Raw genomic sequence first — 17,841 nt, forward strand, 5'->3', positions numbered from 1 at the left:
TTTTATGCTGCTTTGGCGTGTAGCAGTCTAGTGAGTTTTATAGAAAGATCTGTGAATATGATTTTGGAGTTACCATTTCGTTCCACGTGAAAAATGGCCTTTTCCAATTCTTCAACAATCTGCTCAATATTGTTCTCATGAACAAAAGGGGCAAATTTGGCGAGATCAAAATTTTCTAGGTGTATCTTAAGATATACCAGCTCTTCCGCCTTGTAATTTAATAAAAGGGCCTGTCTCATTGCTCTTAGACAGTAGTTTAAAAACTGCTTTTGAACCTCTCTTCCGGTTTTAGCGACTTCGTCACTCCAAAGAATTAGTTCTTGAATTGCTCCTTTATTTCCTTTGGCCTTAAAGGCACTTCTTACCCACTGTACAAACCAACGTTCAAAAACCAAATCCTCTGAATCTTTATTTAGAAGGTCCAACGCTTTATTAAAGTTGCCATTGGCCTCATGTGCAATAGAATTGGCTTCGCTTTCGGGAACTCCTCGTTTTAAAAGTTCGTGGACAATGGCGTTTTCTGCTACTGGCGGAAAATGTAAAATCTGGCAACGAGACCGAATGGTATTTATAATTTGTTCTTCCTCTTCAGCGACCAATAGTAGTAATGTTTTATTTGGGGGCTCTTCAATTAATTTTAAAAGCTTGTTGGCGGCGGCTATGTTCATTTTTTCGGCCATCCAAATAATCAATATTTTAAATCCGCCCTCATATGATTTCAAAGAAAGTTTTTTGACAACATCCATTGCTTCGTCCACACCAATCTGCCCTTGCTTTTTTTCAATACCAATGTGTCTGTACCAATCAAAAAGGTTTCCATATGGTTGCTCCAGAATAAAGAGTCGCCAATCTTCAAGATAATTATCACTTACCGCGTGCGATTTTATTTTGTCCGAAGTTGAGACTGGAAAGGCAAAGTGCAAATCGGGGTGGGTAAGTGAATTGCATTTAACATTACAAACTTCGTTTTCACCATTGTTTTCACCATCTATGTTTGCGCAAAGTAGATATTGTGCATAAGCAATGGCCATGGGCAACGCTCCAGTACCTTCTCTCCCCACAAACAATTGTGCGTGTGCCACTCTACCGGATTCAGCTGTGGAAACCAAATGGTTTTTGATGTGCTCAAGGCCTAAAACATCTTTAAATAGCATATTTCAAAGATACATTTTTTAGGTTCTGGTGCACTGAACACTTTTTTTGTTGGAACTTTAAAAATATGAGGGACTCAACCAATCTGGAAAGCAGGAAATCTTTACATTTGACCTTGCCATAAAATCAAACAGATGAAGACCATAGAAGATTTCAATTTTGAAGATAAAAAAGCGCTAATACGTGTCGATTTCAACGTGCCATTGGATGGAGAGTTCAATGTTACGGACACCAGTAGAATTGAAGCTGCCACACCTACTATATTAAAGGTTTTAGAAGACGGGGGAAGTGCAATTTTAATGAGCCACTTGGGAAGACCAAAGGGTCAAGTAAATAAGGATATGTCTTTGTCACACATCTGTGAAAAGGTTTCTGAAATTGTAGGTGTTCAAGTAAAATTTGTGAATGATTGTGTTGGTGCAGAGGTCACCAAAGCTGTTACCGAACTTCAAAACGGAGAGGTTTTGTTACTAGAAAATCTTCGGTTTCATGCCGAAGAGGAAAAGGGAGATGAAGCCTTTGCAGAAGCGCTGTCCAAAAACGGAGATATTTACGTTAACGATGCATTTGGAACGGCCCATAGAGCACATGCTTCAACCACAATAGTTGCCAATTATTTTGCTGAAAACAGATGTTTTGGATATCTTCTGGCAAAAGAAATCAAGGCTATAGAAAAGGTAATGCAGACTGGAGAAAAACCGGTAACTGCCATTTTGGGAGGCGCAAAGGTTTCTTCTAAAATTACCATTATTGAAAATATTCTGGATAAGGTTGACAACTTGATTATTGGCGGTGGAATGACCTACACTTTTGTTAAGGCAAAAGGAGGCAAAGTAGGAGATTCAATTTGTGAAGACGATAAAATGGAACTGGCCCTTAATATTTTAAAGCAAGCTGAAGCCAAAGGAGTAAAAATTCATTTGCCGGTCGATGTTTTGGCTGCCGATGCATTTGATAATAACGCCAACACCCAATTTTTGGATGTAAATGAAATCCCGGATGGATGGCAAGGTCTAGATGCTGGCCCCCAATCCTTGGAAATCTTCAAAAAAGTGATTCTGGAATCCAAAACCATATTATGGAATGGCCCTGTTGGGGTTTTTGAGATGGAAAACTTTGCCAATGGAACTATTTCTATCGGAAATTTTATAGATGAGGCAACACAAAGAGGTGCATTTTCACTTGTGGGAGGCGGAGACTCAGTGGCGGCCGTAAAGCAGTTTGGTTTTGAAGATAAAGTGAGTTATGTATCTACCGGAGGTGGCGCCATGTTGGAAAGTTTGGAAGGAAGAACACTTCCTGGGATTGCAGCAATATTGGGCTAACCTTCACGTTATGAAGTAGTAGGCAAGGGGTTACTTTAAGAGATGTTTTAGACCGAAAACTTTAATATTTCAGAAAAAAACACCATTTTCGTTTGCCCCAAAACCAAACCTTGTCCAAAATGAACCAAAAATTTAAAATCGCCTTGTCGGCGACGCTACTCTTTTCCGCTTCAATTATCTATTCTCAAGAAGCTGATTCTACAGTTGTAAATCAACAAGAGGTAAAAAACACCTTAAATTCTGCCGCGAATAAAGATTCCCTTTTACCCCAACCCGTTATAGATTTAAAAATTGATCAAAAGAAAATCGATGGTCAGCATATTGTAAAAGCGGATAAGGACAACAACTATCATTTAAAGGATTTACAAGAAGCTAGAAACTATGACAGCCTTTGGTTAAAGGAGCTACATTCCAGTGCGCAGTTGTTCAGTGAGATGTTGATTGAGGTTCAAAATCCATCTGCTGAAGAATTGACCATTGTCGATTTGCCAACAGATACGCTTAAGGCTCGCTTGGCCCTAATGGATGAAAAAACACCATTCAATATTTCCTATAATTCGTCCTTGGAAAGTGTAATCAGATCCTTTTTGACACGGAAAAAAGGATTAATGCAACGTATGTTGACGGCGAGTCAATTTTACTTTCCACTTTTTGAACAGGAACTGGATAACCAAGATATTCCCCTTGAGATAAAATATTTGGCCATTGTGGAATCTGCATTAAACCCACGGGCAAGATCTAGAGTTGGCGCAAAAGGCCTGTGGCAGTTTATGTATGGTACTGGAAAAATGTATGGTTTGGATGTAAGCAGTTATGTGGATGAAAGAAATGACCCAATTTTAGCAACCAAGGCTGCAAGTAAATATTTGTCAAAGCTTCATGATATTTTCAATGATTGGGATTTGGCCTTGGCAGCATATAATTCCGGACCTGGAAATGTGAACAAAGCCATCAGAAGATCGGGAGGGTATAAGAACTATTGGAACATTAGAAGAAATCTTCCACGTGAAACGGCAGGGTATCTCCCCGCTTTTTTGGCAACGATGTATATTTTTGAATATGCAGAAGAGCATGGACTGCAGTATAAAAAGGCAGAACGACCGTATTTTGAGACGGATACTGTTCATGTTAAAAACCTTATCACTTTTGACCAGATATCCAAACTTGTTGACATCAGCAAAGAAGAATTGGAGATGCTGAACCCAGCGTACAAACTGAACATTATTCCAAAAATAAAAGGAAAAACCTATGCGTTGAGGTTACCAGTTACCAAAATAGGCAAGTTTGTAAACAATGAGGAAGCCATTTATGCTTATGCCAAAAAAGAACTGGATTCTTTGGAAAAGCCTTTACCGCAATTGGTGACAACCAAGAACCAAATTAGATATAAAGTTAGAAGTGGAGATTATTTGGGCAGGATTGCAGAAAGATATGGTGTGGGTGTAAGCCAAATCAAAAGATGGAATGGTTTGCGAAGCAACAATCTTAGAGTTGGGCAACGACTTACAATATTCCCGAGAAAGCCTTATATTCCAAAACAAGCGACCACCAAAAATAATACTTCAAAATCAGCCTCTGGAACTGTGGCAGGCAGCTCAAAAGTACATACGGTACGTGAAGGTGACTCGCTTTGGACCATATCCAGAAAATATCCTGGAATTTCTATTGAAAATTTACGAGAATGGAACGGTCTTAGTGGTAATAATTTAAAACCAGGCACAAAACTGAAATTGTGCAATTGTTCTTCGTAAATTTAAAGCAAGATGAAAAAAATTGGAACACTAACCTTCGCCATTGTAACCTTGGTGATGTTATCATGTAATGATGGGCCTAAAAAGCGATTTCTTCCGCCTTCTACAGGTGGAGTGAATTCCTTGATGGTAGTAATGGATACAGAATTATGGAAGGGAGGGGTTGGAGATAAAATCCGGGAACATTTTGCAAAACCTGCGCCAGGTCTCACGCCAGAACAATCTATTTTTACCATAACGCAAATACCGCCACAAGTATTTAAAGGTGCTACGGCATATTCTAGATCTGTACTTTTTGTGGAACAGGACACCTTCTCCTTGGCCCACATTAAAACAAATGTATTTGCCAAACCTCAAAAAGTTGCAGTAATCAAAGGTGAAACGTACAACGATTTTGCAAACAATATTGATTCTTTGGCAGGAATGGCAATCTCGGCATTTAAAAGAGTAGAAATTGAGGAAGCACAGAAGCGCTTTACTCGTTCATTGACAAAAGAAAAGGCTTTTGAAGAGGAATTTGGGATAAGCTTAAAAGTTCCTTCGCTTTATAAACTTGGAAAACGGGAAAAAAACTTTGTTTGGATGGATATTCAAATCCCAAAAGGAACTATGAATATTTTGGCCTATTCCATGCCTTGGGATAGTTTTACCAATGATTCCACATTTGTGAACGATATTGTGAAGATGAGGGATTCCATTGGAAAGAAATATGTTCCAGGGCCTTATGAAGGCACTTTTATGGTAACTGAAAAAGCTTTTGCGCCATATATTTATCCAGCGCAGATTGGAGGGAAGAAAGCCGCAGAAGCTCGGGGAGTATGGGAAATAGATGGTTATCCAATGGCAGGTCCTTTCCTTACCTACATTATCAATGATAAGGAAAACAACAGAAAACTGGTTTTGGAAGGTTTCACTTTTGCTCCATCAGAAGAAAAGCGAGATTATATGTTTGAGCTTGAAGCGATATTGAAAACCGTAAAGTTCGCGACAGGTTCTTAACTAAAAATAAGCAAGACAAAAAAGCCCAGGAAAATCTCCCCAGATATTCTGGGCTTTTTTGTTCTCTAAATGCTTAAAAGGGATTATTAATCAAATGCAAATCCGGTTGCAATTCTATAAACGAATGCATAAAGCACAATAAAGAACAATATAAAACTGAACCAGGCAAAGATTTTAAAATACTTTTCGATTATAAAATGTCCAAGGTTTCTAAAACCTTCTACATAAATTTCTTTAACGAGTAATAGTTTTTTCATAAGTAAAGTTTTTAAGATTTAAAGACAAGGCAAAGATTAGAGCAAATCTGAGGGTGTGGAAAACTACCAGATAAAAAGCAAAAAAAGAGTGATGAAAACCTCAGAGTTTCTTAAAACCCTATAAAACAGTAGTTTTCATCGCCAAAATACATAGCTCAAAAAACAAGATATCGGAGAAAGCTGTCGACATAATGCAACTTTTGTAAAAAAAGGTAATAAAAAAGCCCCAATTGAATATTGAGGCTTTACGTATAGGTTGGTTTAAAAGCTACATTTCTACAATAATGAATTCCGAACGCCTATTTTCCTGATGCTTGTTTCTAGGGCATCTTTTCCTGTCCGTGCAATCATTCAGCAACCGCTCTTCTCCATAACCCATGGCGCTTTCAATTCTTGAGGCATCAATACCTTTTGATATAATGTAATCCCGAGTGGATTTGGCACGCTTATCTGAAAGGTATTTGTTATATGCCTTTTTACCAATGGCGTCGGTATGGGATTCAATTTTGATGACCATATCCGGGTATTCGTTCATTACTGCTACAAGTTTATCAAGTTCTGTTGCTGCTTGTTGTTTAATATTGAACCTGTCAAAATCAAAATAAATAGTTTCTGTCTCCAATGTTAGGATACCTTTTTCTTCCACAATAATCTCTTCAAGTGGTTTTAGGGATTGGGCAAGAGTTACGTTTATGTTGTTTTTGGTCGTGATTGTTTCACTTTTCTCAAAGTAACCTTTCTTCACAGTTTTTACCGTGTATTTGGTTAGTGGTTTAAGGTTTTTAAAGATGAAACCACCATCCTCTTCCGTTCTGGTCTCTGCAACACGGACATTGTCCTTATCAAACAAAACTATATTGGCATCAACAATGGCCTCACCGGTAACCTCGTCTTCTATATCCCCTGAAATTGCATTAAGGTTTAGAAGATGTTTAAAGGAATAAATATCATCATCTCCCTTTCCTCCTTTTCTATTGGAAGCGAAATAGCCTTTTTCACCTTTTTCGTCAATGATATAGGAGAAATCGTCCCTATTACTATTAATAGGTTCGCCTAAATTGATTCCAACGCTGAAAAGATCATCCACATAATCTGATTTATAAATATCCAGACCACCCATACCCATGTTCCTATTTGAAGAGAAGTACAAGGCATTCTCGGTTATATATGGAAACATTTCTTTTTTATCGGTGTTTACCGTTCTTCCCAAATTTTTGGGTTTGGAAAAACTGCCATTTTCCAAAATATCAACCATATAAACATCGGTTGAGCCATATCCGCCGGGCCTGTCTGAAACAAAATATAATTTTTTGCCATCCGGACTAACCGAGGGGTGCCCGGTGGAATAATCTTCACTATTAAATGAAACTTCCACTGCCTTGGTCCACTCACCATCAATTAACTTAGACTGGTATATTTTAAGGTGATTGATTCCATTTTTCCCTCGTTTTAGTTTTTTCCCATAATTGTTCCGGGTAAAATATATGGTTTTTTGATCTGGAGAGAACGCCACTGAGGCTTCATGATATTTTGTGTTGATTTCCTTTGAGAATTTTTTGGCACTAGTTAAATCACCTTCCTCATTATCTGCTTTGGCCACATATAGATCTAAAAAAGGTTGGTTGTTCCATCTGTATCTACGCGTAGTAAGAAATGATGAATCATGTGCGGATGCAAAAACAACCTCAGATTCATTGTGGAACATAGGAGAAAAGTCAGAATATTTTGAGTTTATCGCCATATTCTTGATTTCAACCAAAGTTGGAGTACTGGAGGCCGTATTGTCTTTTGCGAGCTCTTGAAGTGGTTGGTTTCTTTTTTGTCGAAATAGCTTAGTAAGTTTGGCTGCTCTTCTGTATCGTCCAGTTCCTTTTAAACTATGGGCATATTTGAAGAATTTTTCTTCCGTTATTTGGTCTTTAAAAGTTTCATAAAGCTCATGGTACCATTTATATGACCTTTCTAGATTACCACTGTAGTAATGGGAATCCCCTGCATTTGAAAGAAGATTAAATGTGTGCTTGGCCTCACTCTTTTCTAGTACAACGTCATAAATCTTGGCTGCTTCGGCATACCACATTTTATCAAAATACTCATCTGCTTTTTTTATCAGTTTTTCAGTGATGCCTTTTTTTCGCATGAACTTGGTCAATTCCCTCTTGTTCAGACTTTCTATTTTTTTTGAATAAACGAATTGCTCTGTTGACACAGGGGTATCTTGGAGGGTTGTTGCCAGCTCTTTGTCTTCAAACTGCAATAGGGATACCTCCTGAGATCTAAGTCCAGGTGCAAGGATTAAAAATATAAGTAGAATCAGTTTCTTCATAATCACTTCGTCAGCACAAATGAGCGTCAGGTGATCAATTTGCATGCCAAGCAAATACTTAGCATAAGTTTCAAACGCTAAAATAGAATAAGGCAGTAGCGTTTATAACTTTTTGTTGTGAAAGGGGGAATTTATGGCGTGTATGCAACAAAAATGTGGTTCTTCATCGACAAACCCTTTAAATACAAGGATTCGACAAGTAGGAAAAATCAGTATAAAAAAATAGAATTAAGAGTCTGACTCTTTGCCGCTTTCTAGTTTTTCGTCTTCTTTTGAAGCATCTTTAAATTCTTTGATTCCGCTGCCAAGACCACGCATAAGCTCTGGGATTTTTTTACCTCCAAAAAGTAAAAGTACTATCACCACGATAAGTGCAATCTGCCAAGGACCAACTAGACCAAGAAAAAAAGTTTGAGCAATCATAACATCAACGCCTTTAAATGAAAGGTAAAATTACTAAAAAGAACGGTAATGCTCTATGCCATTAACGAAAATTAGTATTTGAAATTGTTTTTGATAGTATTTTTGAGAGCCCTTATATTTTAAAAAGCTTAACAGCTAAAATGAAAATCTAAGGTTATATTTGTCCATTATGGCTAAGGACAGGAAGAAGAGAAAAGAGATAAAGCGTAAGCTGTTGCATAAGTACCGCTTGGTTATTTTGAACGAAAACACCTTTGAAGAAAAGATTTCGTTTAAGCTAAGTAGGCTTAATGTATTTGTTACCGGAACACTGTTTATCATTGCTTTGATAGGCCTTACAACACTTCTTATTGCTTTTACTCCCTTAAGGGAATACATACCAGGCTATTCTTCTACGCGATTAAAAAGGCAGGCCACAGAGTTGACCTATAAAACTGATTCTTTAGTGACAGTTCTAAATTATACCAATAGGTATTTAGATAATGTAAGATTGGTACTGCGTGGAGATATTGAAAACAACGAAGTAAATAGGGATTCGCTCTTTGAAAAATATAAACTTGATCCTTCCACAGTGGATTTGACACCTATTCGTGAGGATTTGTTGTTGCGGGAAGAGGTAGAGTTGGAAGACAAGTACAATTTGTTTGAAAGGAATGTTGAGAATGTTGGAGCTTTGCTTTTTTCTCCTTGTAGTGGAACGTTGTCCCAAACTTTTGACCCCAAGACCAAACATTTTGCTGTTGATGTGGTTGCGCCAAAGGATTCACCCGTAAAATCCATTGCGGATGGAACCGTACTTTTTGCGGAATGGACCTCAGCAACGGGCTACGTTATCATTATAAAACACCAGGATGATCTCACTTCGGTATATAAGCATAATGGCTCTTTGAGCAAATCACAAGGAGAATTGGTAAAAGCGGGTGAGGTAATTGCATCCATTGGCAATACAGGTGAACTTACTACCGGCCCACACTTACATTTTGAGCTCTGGAAAAACGGAAAACCCGTGAATCCTTTAAATTACATTGATTTTAAATAATGTCGTTAAAAGCATTTGCAGCAAAAATTTTTGCCAAGAATATTGTCAGAAAAACTGCTAAATGGATAAATGATCCAATAACTACCCAACAAAAGGTCTTTGAGGAGCTTGTTTCTACAGCAAAAAACACCCAATTTGGCAGGGATCATAATTTTGTCAACATTGAAAACCACACTGACTTCATAAAAAATGTGCCCATTAGGGATTATGAAGAACTCAAAAACTACGTTCAAAAAATTATAGCCGGTGAGCGCAATGTTTTGTGGCCAGAAAAGCCCATATATTTTGCAAAGACATCAGGGACAACCTCAGGGGCAAAATTTATTCCCATTACCCAAGAATCCATCAAACATCAAGTTGAGGCCTCAAGGAATGCCATTTTGACCTATATACATGAAACAGGTAACACGGGTTTTGTGGATGGAAGGATGATTTTTCTTCAAGGAAGCCCGATTTTAGAAGAAAAAGGAGGCATAAAATATGGTAGACTTTCTGGAATTTCTGCTCACTATGTTCCAAACTATCTACAAAAGAATAGATTACCTAGTTGGAAAACCAATTGTATTGAAGATTGGGAAACTAAAGTTGACAAAATCATAGAGGAAACCGAAAATGAGAACATGACCGTGATAGCAGGGATTCCATCTTGGGTGCAGATGTATTTTGAAAAGCTGAACGCAAAAACCAACAAAAAAGTTGGTGAACTTTTCAAAAACTTCGACCTTTTTATCTATGGAGGGGTCAACTATGAGCCATACCGGGCCAAATTTGAGAGTTTAATCGGTAGAAAAGTTGACAGCATTGAACTTTTCCCGGCAAGTGAAGGTTTTTTTGCCTATCAAGATTCTCAAACCAAAGAAGGAATGCTATTACTTTTAAATTCTGGAATTTTTTATGAATTTGTAAAGGCGGATGAATTTTTTGAAGAAAACCCCAAACGATATGCTATAGCCGATGTTGTGCTTGGTGTAGACTATGCCATGATTATTTCCACAAATGCTGGATTATGGGGGTATAACGTAGGGGATACCGTTCGGTTTGTTTCTCTGAAGCCCTATCGTGTAGTGGTCTCGGGTAGAATAAAGCATTTTATCTCAGCTTTTGGGGAACATGTTATAGCCAAAGAGGTAGAAGAGGCTATAAAAATTGCAATTCAACAAACAGATGCACTTGTGAACGAGTTTACAGTGGCGCCTCAAACTTCACCTGAAAACGAGGAACTCCCATACCATGAATGGCTTATTGAGTTTGAAAAACCTCCAACTGACCTTACGAAGTTTTCCAGTATTATGGAAATGAGTATGCAAAAACAAAACAGCTATTATTTCGATTTGATTGCTGGCAACATTCTTCAACCACTTAAAATTAGTCAAATTCGTCAAGGAGGATTTCAAGATTATATGAAGACTATTGGAAAACTTGGCGGACAGAACAAAGTGCAGCGACTTTCCAATGACCGCAAAGTTGCTGAAGGATTGACTCCCTTTAAAATTAGATAACAAGGAACAGTTCTTCTTTCGTAGGAAAACATGTATTTTTGCCAGAACGTATGATGGCAACCAAAGTTAAACAAACTACCCGGGCACAAGAATCTACCAACGCCATTGAGCGGTTGTACATTACTATGCGACACCTACTTAACCGCGGTTTTTATAAGCCCTCCGGAGTTTCTGGGAATGCACTGCGCAATGCACTCTTATTATTAAGACCAGAAATTTATGGTTCTGTAGCTGAGGAGAAAGCTGAACTTAGCGGATTAATTTATGTGTTGGAACGTCTGCCTGAAGGTATTGAAGAATGCAGGTTTATCAATCTTACTTCGGATGAAGGATTTTCCAAGTCACATTTAAAGGCCATAGTTCCACCTAAGCGAAGGAGGAATTGTTATCGTATTGATGATGAGCAAATGAATATTGAGATAACTCGTGGCCGTAGTGATATCTATGATATTCTTACCCATCTCACCTTCTTGTTTATCGAATCGGGCAAAATATGTAAACGTGTGCTGGTTGAGGATGGGGCAGCCACCATCCGTGATTGGGATAAATTGGAAGCTTTTGTTCAAAGTGCGGAAAAAGAAGAATCCGAAAGGGAAATAGCCTTGATTCATGCCGCCAATATTTTGGGAAGGACTTTTGATGAAGTTGTTGAAATCCTTAATCAACTTAAAACGCCTGAAGACCCTGATCGTTTTTTAAATGTTATCTATTGGTTGGGCAAACTGGCCATAGAAGAAGAGACCACAGGAAACAAACGCACCATAACCTTTAGTCCATTACTCCGAGAAAGATTGGGACACCACATACATGGAGAGCGATGGGCAAATAAAGTAAAACAAACACTTAGCAAACACCAATTATTACATAGGCCCATTCATATTATTAGTGCAAATATGCACAGTGTTATGAATTCTTTGTTTGCGAAAAAAGTACTGACCAAGGAATTTCCAGATTCCAAATCCTTGGATATTTACGAGGCTTTGAGCTCATCAAAAAATAAAACACTGCGAAAAAAAGTAATAGCAGCTGGAGAGAAGAACGGGATGATTTTTATAGATGATGCATCCGGCGCAAACATTGATGTTCAGATTTTTGATTCTGCCAAGTTTGGAAAGGACACTTGCTGTTATCCACTTCCCAAAGACATTTCTGAGGATGAAAAACCAGTTATCTTTGTTATGGACTACGCCTTTGGTGAACAGGCCTATGAAACCATAGATGAATTGCTAAAGCCTATTGAAGAAGATGGTCAAAAACAATTTTTGAATGTAGATTCTATATCCATAATGGGTAAAGCAGGTATTTTGGAAGGAGGGAAAGGAGATTTGATGATACCTTCAGCACATATTTTTGAAGGAACGGCCGATAATTATCCTTTTACAAATGAGTTATGTGCTTCGGATTTTGAAGGCCAAGGATTGAAAGTTTTGGAAGGTACTATGGTTACTGTTTTGGGAACATCGCTTCAGAATAGGGACATATTGAAATTTTTCCATGAGTCTACCTGGAATGTTATTGGGCTGGAAATGGAAGGAGTACATTACCAAAAAGCGATTCAGTCTGCATCAAAAATCAGGAAAAGCACCAAAAAGGATGTAAAAGTAAGGTACGCTTATTACGCTTCAGATAATCCATTGGAAACAGGAAGTACATTGGCATCTGGAGGTTTGGGCACAACAGGAGTAAAACCCACATATTTGATTACAGATAGGATTTTAAAACAAATATTCAACATATAACATGGCAGAGCAACCAGTAAATCAGAACACATCGGATGAAATAGATTTGGGGCAGTTGTTTCAGATGATCGGAAGAGGATTCAACAAGATTGGCATTGTTTTCTTAAGGATATTCTTATACCTAAAGAAAAATGCTCTGATCTTGGGGGGACTAATAATTGTTGGCTTCGGTATTGGATATGGCCTAAACAAGATTACCACAAAGAAGAAGAAAATAGAGGTTATCGTAAAACCTAACTTTGAAAGCAAGGACTATTTGTATGGAGCAGTGCAGGAGCTAGAGGGAAAGTTAAAAGGAAAGGACACAGTTTTTTTCCGTGGTTTGGGAATAAACTTAGAGGACTTAAAAAAGTTTGAGGTAGAAATAGCGCCAATGAAGGACAATGGCGGAAAGTCTAACCTTGAGGAAGACTTAAAATACCTTGAGTATATTGGAGATTTAAAAAATGATGGTCCCATCAAACAAGTTATTAAAAATGAAGTCCTATCAAGTAGTTTTGTAAACCATAAGATTGCTTTTTATTTTAAAAATGCATTGGAGGGAGAGAAGGCTGCACATATAATTATGGACTATATCAATGCAAACCCACAATTTAAAGAGCTTGGGAATATTTATACCAATAATGCAAAGGAACAGATTAAGGAAAACAAAATTTTGATTGATCAAATCGACAAGCTGGTTACAAATTATACAAAAGCCTTAGGAAACAAATCTAATGGGGTAGATGCGGATGGAACCGTTTTATTGGGGGGTGAGCAAGGACTTAACATACCAGCACTGCTATCTCAGAAAAAGAGCTTAGTAAAAAATAATGCCGAAGCAAAGATTGACCTTGAAGAAATGAAGGAAACCATAAAGATTTTGAATTTTGGCAAGCCACAGGAAATTGAGAAATCCTTTTTTGGCAAGTCCATTGTTTTGATTCCTTTGGTTTTGTTTTTATTGTTTTTTATCATTTCTGCCATTAGATACCTTAACAAGAAGGCCTCTGAGTTACCAACATAATTTATTTTGAAACAAAAAGAAATAACAACAGCACATAGTCTAGTCTCTAAGGATAAAAAACTTAATGGTTTTTGGAATAAGACCGGAGACGATTAAAACGGCCCCATTAATAAGAGAATTATTAAAGTATCGGGAACATTTCGAGATAAAAGTATGAATTACAGGACTGGTAAGGGAAATGTTGAATCAAGTATTGGAGCTTTTCACAATTTAGCCAGAATACGATTTAGATTTGATGAAACCCAATCAGAAACTGTTCTGATTGAGGGTCAGATAAAGGGGAGATAATAACAGAAACATCAAAACCGCTGATGACTAAACATGAATGACTAAAAATGAGCAAGTTTCGCAATCCATATGAAAAAATATATGCAAATAACAGTAAATAATATTATTGAGCTTAGTAATGAATAACAAACCAAAGGTGGTAATGTTGGGGTTAGGATACATTGGTCTGCCTACCGCTGCTTTAGTTGCACAAAACAAGATTCACGTACATGGTGTTGATATTAATCCGAATGTGGTTGAAACAATTAATGCCGGCAAAATACATATTGTAGAGCCAGAATTGGATGAAGCGGTGGAAGCAGCAGTTAGAGAAGGATATTTAAAAGCAGACACTACTCCTTTGGAGGCAGATACATATCTTATAGTAGTGCCTACCCCTTTCAAGGATAAAAATGAACCAGATATTTCATTTGTGCAATCTGCCACTGAAGCAATTATCCCTTTGCTTAAGGAGGGAGATCTTTATATAATTGAGTCAACTTCTCCAATAGGAACTACAGAACGTATGATGGGCCTGATTTTTGAAAAGAGGCCAGATCTTAAAAACAAAATTTATATTGCGTATTGCCCAGAAAGGGTATTGCCAGGGAATATTATGTACGAATTGGTAAATAACGATCGGGTAATCGGCGGTACAGATGTAACATCTACAAACAAAGCGGTTGAATTCTATACGCAGTTCATAAAAGGAAAGCTCCACAGGACCAATGCTAGAACAGCAGAGATGTGCAAGTTGGTTGAAAATTCATCCAGAGATGTGCAGATTGCCTTTGCCAATGAATTGTCTTTGATTTGTGATAAAGCTGACATCAATGTTTGGGAACTCATTGAATTGGCGAACAAGCATCCAAGAGTAAACATACTGCAACCAGGTTGCGGAGTTGGAGGTCATTGTATAGCGGTGGACCCCTATTTCATAGTTGCAGACTATCCACTGGAGTCAAAGATTATTGGAGCGGCTAGAGAAATTAACAACTATAAATCTTTTTGGTGTGCGGAGAAAATAAAATCCACTAAAATGGAATTTCAGTTAAAGCATGGAAGAAAGCCTAGTATTGCCCTAATGGGACTGGCTTTTAAACCCAACATTGATGATTTAAGAGAATCTCCGGCAAAATATATCGTTCAAAAGGTTCTTCAAAACTCAAATGATGAAGAATATTTCATTGTTGAGCCCAACATTGAAGATCATAAAGTTTTCAAGTTGACAGATTATAAACAAGCTGCCCAAAAAGCTGACATATTGGTTTATCTAGTAGCACATAATGAATTTATGACCATAAAGAAAAATGACAAAAAGGTCGTTTTGGATTTCTGTGGGATAATCAAATGATGATAAAAAAAGGAGTAGTTATCGGAATAATTTTCCTGTGGATTTTATCTGGATGTAAAAGTAAAACCAGGGAGAATACAGTTTTAAAACTGTCACTTCCACAAATAGTGGATGTTTCTGAAGACCTCAACTATATATTTACTGATGGTTTTTCTTTTACAGATAATTTGCGAATTGATAAGATTGGGATGAAGCGAATTGATGAGCACCAGTATAAAATCTTTTATTTTTTTAGCGACACAGGGTGTATGGAGCAAATAGAGGTTCTAAATATTGCTTTTAGGGTTTATCCAAAAAAACCAATGGAATTTAACGACAAGTTATATCAAAAGAATAAGGCAAGAACAATTGCAGCAAAATGTGTGTTGAATAGAATGGCTGATAATATTGTAGTTGCCAGCGATATTTTTGCATTAGTCCCTAAAACATTTAATGAGACAAAAATTTATTTGTATAAACCTGAAACAGGAATAGTTGGTAGAACAATGACAATACTTGATTTAAATTTTGATTTCTAAACGAAAAGGGGCCGTATCCCACAACAGAAAAAATAATATAACCAATGTTACAGGCAATAATTAAAAAAGGGAAAGTATTAGCGGAAGAAGTTCCTTCTCCGATATTATCTAAAGGTGAGGTTTTAATTGAGGTCTCCTACAGTTGCATTTCTGCAGGAACTGAACTAAAGAGTGTTGGCAACAGCGGCGAAAATCTATTGATGCGGGCCATGAAACAACCGGATAACTTAAAAAAAGTGATCGATTTGGCCAAGGCACAAGGTATTGCCAAAGCATTTTCAAAAGTACAGCAAAAGGTAAAATACGGAACACCAACCGGGTACTCCAATGCTGGCGTTGTCATTGCTGTTGGCGATGGTGTAACTAATTTTCAGGTTGGAGATAAAGTCGCTGCTGCCGGGGCAGGTATTGCCAATCATGCTGAATATGTTGTAGTGCCACAAAATTTGGTTATTGAGGTTCCTAAAGGCCTTGATTTAAAATTAGCATCTACGGTTACTCTGGGTGGAATTGCTATGCAAGGAGTTCGCCGTGCAGATTTGAGAATGGGTGAATATGGAGTAGTTGTAGGAGCTGGAATACTTGGATTACTTACTTTACAATTCTTGAAAAATTCAGGTGTACGGACCATTGTAAGCGATATTGATGAGAATCGTTTAAAAATAGCCCAAGAACTGGGAGCTGATATGGTAGTAAATCCGGCTAAGGATGATTTAGTAAAAGCTGTGACAAATTTCACAGGAGGCAATGGCACTGACGCAGTTATTTTCACCGCTGCCACCCCAAGCAGCGAACCGCTTTCTGATGCATTTAAGACATGCAAAAAAAAGGGTCGTGTAATATTGGTAGGTGTTTCTGGAATGGAAATTAAACGTGAAGACATTTACCAAAAAGAATTGGATTTTAAAATATCCACATCATACGGTCCCGGAAGATATGATCGCAAATATGAAGATTTAGGACATGATTATCCCTATGCTTATGTGCGATGGACCGAGAATAGAAATATGGCGGAGTATCTCAGACAGCTTGGCGAGGGCAAAGTAAAACTTGATTTGCTGATTAATAAAGTTTTTCCGATAGATCAAGCAGAGGAAGCATATGGTTCACTTCAGGGCCCTGACAAACCGATTATAGTATTGCTGAGTTATAGCCCAAAAGAGGATAAGGGAGCTTTTGCCAGAGTTACGGTAAACCCAGAATTCAGCAGTAGAAAGGGAGTTTTAAATGTGGCTTTGGTTGGCGCGGGAAGCTTTGCAACTGCAATGCATCTCCCAAATATGGAGAGGATGAAGGATAAGTATGCACTTTATGCTGTTGTAAACAGAACTGGGCACAAGGGAAAATCTGTCGCCACACATTTTGGTGCTAAATATGCAACATCAAATATTTACGATGTATTGACAGATGATGAGGTTGATTTGGTATTTATCACCACACAGCATAAAGATCACGCTGCCTTGGTTCTAAAATCTTTGCAAGCGGGCAAACATGTGTTTGTTGAGAAGCCATTGGCTACAAATCAAGAAGATCTGGATAAAATTGTTACTTTTTATAATGATGGTTCCAATTCAAAAAAGCCGTTTTTGCTTACAGGTTTTAACCGTAGATTTAGTAAACATGCTCAAGAAATAAACGAGCACACCAAAAATCGAATCAATCCTTTGTATGTTAGTTACCGAATCAATGCAGGATTCAAAGCGGCTAGTGATGCCATTCATGAACATGGAGGAAGGGTTGTTGGAGAAGTCTGCCATTTCATTGATTTGATTTCGTTTCTAACCAATGCTCCATTGGTATCAATAAGTGTGGACAAGATAAATCCAACCAATGACCAAGTTCGTAAAGACGACAATATAGCGATTGTTTTAAAATATCAAGATGGGTCAGTAGGCAACTTACAGTATTTTTCTGTGGGTAACAAGAACTATCAGAAAGAGAACCTAGAGGTACACTATGACGGAAAGACCATTATAATGGATGATTTTAAAAAATTGACAGGATATGGATTAAAAGTGAAAGAACTAACTAGTAAAGTTTCTGAAAAAGGGCAATATGAGGAGCTATTGTATATGCATGAGGCCATTACCAATGGAAATTGGGCAATTACCTTGGAAGATATGGCCCAAACTACTAGAGCCACCTTTATGATTCAAAACAATTGACCTTAAAACAAGTACCTTAAG

The 17,841-nt window shown here is 37.6% G+C and carries 14 protein-coding genes; 10 read left to right on the forward strand and 4 right to left on the reverse strand.

Features of this window, described 5'->3' with window-relative positions:
- Nucleotides 1-2 precede the first annotated feature (2 nt).
- Nucleotides 3-1,154 carry a DNA polymerase III subunit gene (locus CRO15_RS03330; protein ID WP_097044353.1) on the reverse strand — a complete coding sequence of 384 codons (1,152 nt, stop codon included), beginning with the start codon at nt 1,152-1,154 and terminating at the stop codon, nt 3-5.
- Between the two features lie 132 nt (nt 1,155-1,286).
- On the opposite strand from CRO15_RS03330, the gene CRO15_RS03335 reads away from it, so the two are divergent.
- The 3 genes from CRO15_RS03335 (at nt 1,287) to CRO15_RS03345 (ending at nt 5,227) form a co-directional block, all read left to right on the forward strand.
- Nucleotides 1,287-2,477 carry a phosphoglycerate kinase gene (locus tag CRO15_RS03335; protein ID WP_097044354.1) on the forward strand — a complete coding sequence of 397 codons (1,191 nt, stop codon included), beginning with the start codon at nt 1,287-1,289 and terminating at the stop codon, nt 2,475-2,477.
- A gap of 119 nt (nt 2,478-2,596) precedes the next feature.
- Nucleotides 2,597-4,228 carry a lytic transglycosylase domain-containing protein gene (locus CRO15_RS03340; RefSeq protein ID WP_097044355.1) on the forward strand — a complete coding sequence of 544 codons (1,632 nt, stop codon included), beginning with the start codon at nt 2,597-2,599 and terminating at the stop codon, nt 4,226-4,228.
- Nucleotides 4,229-4,240: 12 nt separating this feature from the next.
- Nucleotides 4,241-5,227 carry a DUF4837 family protein gene (locus CRO15_RS03345; RefSeq protein WP_097044356.1) on the forward strand — a complete coding sequence of 329 codons (987 nt, stop codon included), beginning with the start codon at nt 4,241-4,243 and terminating at the stop codon, nt 5,225-5,227.
- 86 nt (nt 5,228-5,313) lie between these two features.
- Here CRO15_RS03345 and CRO15_RS19695 read toward each other — a convergent pair whose 3' ends face one another.
- The 3 genes from CRO15_RS19695 to CRO15_RS03355 all read right to left on the reverse strand — a co-directional run bounded on the left by CRO15_RS19695 (nt 5,314) and on the right by CRO15_RS03355 (nt 8,233).
- Complete coding sequence (locus CRO15_RS19695) at nt 5,314-5,484, reverse strand: DUF6747 family protein (protein ID WP_165769903.1); 171 nt, start codon at nt 5,482-5,484, stop codon at nt 5,314-5,316.
- A 268-nt stretch (nt 5,485-5,752) separates the two neighbouring features.
- On the reverse strand, nt 5,753-7,810 hold the full coding sequence (locus CRO15_RS03350) for an OmpA family protein (RefSeq protein ID WP_097044357.1): 2,058 nt from the start codon (nt 7,808-7,810) through the stop codon (nt 5,753-5,755).
- Nucleotides 7,811-8,038: 228 nt separating this feature from the next.
- Nucleotides 8,039-8,233, reverse strand: a complete 195-nt coding sequence (locus tag CRO15_RS03355) for a Sec-independent protein translocase subunit TatA/TatB (protein WP_097044358.1) — start codon at nt 8,231-8,233, stop codon at nt 8,039-8,041.
- A 169-nt stretch (nt 8,234-8,402) separates the two neighbouring features.
- Here CRO15_RS03355 and CRO15_RS03360 point away from each other — a divergent pair, with 169 nt between their 5' ends.
- The 7 genes from CRO15_RS03360 to CRO15_RS03390 all read left to right on the forward strand — a co-directional run bounded on the left by CRO15_RS03360 (nt 8,403) and on the right by CRO15_RS03390 (nt 17,820).
- A complete protein-coding gene (locus CRO15_RS03360) occupies nt 8,403-9,272 on the forward strand; it encodes a M23 family metallopeptidase (protein WP_097044359.1) in 870 nt (289 codons plus the stop codon).
- Entirely contained in the window at nt 9,272-10,771 is a 1,500-nt protein-coding gene (locus CRO15_RS03365; protein WP_097044360.1) for a GH3 auxin-responsive promoter family protein, read from the forward strand. Before CRO15_RS03360 ends, CRO15_RS03365 begins: the two co-directional genes overlap by 1 nt.
- Before the next feature lie 50 nt (nt 10,772-10,821).
- On the forward strand, nt 10,822-12,510 hold the full coding sequence (locus tag CRO15_RS03370; protein WP_097044361.1) for a DUF6909 family protein: 1,689 nt from the start codon (nt 10,822-10,824) through the stop codon (nt 12,508-12,510).
- 1 nt (nt 12,511) lies between these two features.
- On the forward strand, nt 12,512-13,516 hold the full coding sequence (locus tag CRO15_RS03375) for a hypothetical protein (RefSeq protein ID WP_097044362.1): 1,005 nt from the start codon (nt 12,512-12,514) through the stop codon (nt 13,514-13,516).
- Between the two features lie 406 nt (nt 13,517-13,922).
- Entirely contained in the window at nt 13,923-15,137 is a 1,215-nt protein-coding gene (gene wecC / locus CRO15_RS03380) for a UDP-N-acetyl-D-mannosamine dehydrogenase (RefSeq protein WP_097044363.1), read from the forward strand.
- Entirely contained in the window at nt 15,137-15,655 is a 519-nt protein-coding gene (locus tag CRO15_RS03385; protein WP_097044364.1) for a hypothetical protein, read from the forward strand. The genes wecC and CRO15_RS03385 overlap by 1 nt, the downstream gene beginning before the upstream one ends.
- A gap of 44 nt (nt 15,656-15,699) precedes the next feature.
- Nucleotides 15,700-17,820 carry a bi-domain-containing oxidoreductase gene (locus CRO15_RS03390; protein ID WP_097044365.1) on the forward strand — a complete coding sequence of 707 codons (2,121 nt, stop codon included), beginning with the start codon at nt 15,700-15,702 and terminating at the stop codon, nt 17,818-17,820.
- Nucleotides 17,821-17,841: the final 21 nt, after the last annotated feature.

Origin of the sequence: Flagellimonas pacifica, assembly GCF_900215465.1 — a bacterium.
In the GTDB taxonomy this organism is placed as follows: domain Bacteria; phylum Bacteroidota; class Bacteroidia; order Flavobacteriales; family Flavobacteriaceae; genus Flagellimonas; species Flagellimonas pacifica.

Bases quoted from the DNA above. Each gene is read 5' to 3' on its own strand.
- CRO15_RS03330 (WP_097044353.1), bottom strand. From the start codon at position 1,154: ATGCTATTTAAAGATGTTTTAGGCCTTGAGCACATCAAAAACCATTTG.
- CRO15_RS19695 (WP_165769903.1), bottom strand. From the start codon at position 5,484: ATGAAAAAACTATTACTCGTTAAAGAAATTTATGTAGAAGGTTTTAGA.
- CRO15_RS03375 (WP_097044362.1), top strand. From the start codon at position 12,512: ATGGCAGAGCAACCAGTAAATCAGAACACATCGGATGAAATAGATTTG.
- CRO15_RS03385 (WP_097044364.1), top strand. From the start codon at position 15,137: ATGATAAAAAAAGGAGTAGTTATCGGAATAATTTTCCTGTGGATTTTA.
- CRO15_RS03345 (WP_097044356.1), top strand. From the start codon at position 4,241: ATGAAAAAAATTGGAACACTAACCTTCGCCATTGTAACCTTGGTGATG.
- CRO15_RS03355 (WP_097044358.1), bottom strand. From the start codon at position 8,233: ATGATTGCTCAAACTTTTTTTCTTGGTCTAGTTGGTCCTTGGCAGATT.
- CRO15_RS03365 (WP_097044360.1), top strand. From the start codon at position 9,272: ATGTCGTTAAAAGCATTTGCAGCAAAAATTTTTGCCAAGAATATTGTC.
- CRO15_RS03370 (WP_097044361.1), top strand. From the start codon at position 10,822: ATGATGGCAACCAAAGTTAAACAAACTACCCGGGCACAAGAATCTACC.
- CRO15_RS03390 (WP_097044365.1), top strand. From the start codon at position 15,700: ATGTTACAGGCAATAATTAAAAAAGGGAAAGTATTAGCGGAAGAAGTT.
- CRO15_RS03350 (WP_097044357.1), bottom strand. From the start codon at position 7,810: ATGAAGAAACTGATTCTACTTATATTTTTAATCCTTGCACCTGGACTT.
- CRO15_RS03335 (WP_097044354.1), top strand. From the start codon at position 1,287: ATGAAGACCATAGAAGATTTCAATTTTGAAGATAAAAAAGCGCTAATA.
- CRO15_RS03340 (WP_097044355.1), top strand. From the start codon at position 2,597: ATGAACCAAAAATTTAAAATCGCCTTGTCGGCGACGCTACTCTTTTCC.
- wecC (WP_097044363.1), top strand. From the start codon at position 13,923: ATGAATAACAAACCAAAGGTGGTAATGTTGGGGTTAGGATACATTGGT.
- CRO15_RS03360 (WP_097044359.1), top strand. From the start codon at position 8,403: ATGGCTAAGGACAGGAAGAAGAGAAAAGAGATAAAGCGTAAGCTGTTG.